The organism is Cytobacillus sp. Bac17 (genome assembly GCF_024519925.1).
GTDB lineage: Bacteria > Bacillota > Bacilli > Bacillales > Cytobacillaceae > Cytobacillus > Cytobacillus pseudoceanisediminis.
On the sequence record NZ_JALJRC010000126.1, the window covers coordinates 1 to 332 of the forward strand.

At 51.2% G+C, this 332-nt stretch carries 1 protein-coding gene; it reads right to left on the minus strand.

What is annotated here, in order from left to right; translation table 11 throughout:
* Positions 1 to 6: 6 nt before the first annotated feature.
* The coding region (locus NR125_RS29485) for a hypothetical protein (protein ID WP_256816911.1) at positions 7 to 332 on the minus strand (326 nt) is incomplete at its 5' end.

Below are 332 nucleotides of genomic sequence, written 5' to 3' on the forward strand. Positions count from 1 at the left end.
TCATGCCTATTTGAAAAACCCGCCACTCTCTTCGCCTCTTTTCCAGTCTATTTGTCCGCTTCCCCTGTCTGTTTGCCGCCTCCCCCTTCTCCTTTCCTTCCTCCTCTTCTCCTTTCCTCTTTCCCCCCTTCCTTTTTTTTTCCCCTCCCCTCCCTCCCTTTCCTCTTTCTTCCTTCCTCTTCTTTTTCCTCTCTCTTCCTTTCCTTTCCTCTTCCTCCCCCCTTCCCTCCTTCTTTTTCTTCCCTCTTCTCCTCTTCCCTCCTCCCCCCCTTCCTTCTCTCCCCCTTTCTCCCCTTCTTTCTCTCTCTTCCTCTCTTCTTTTCTTTCCCTCT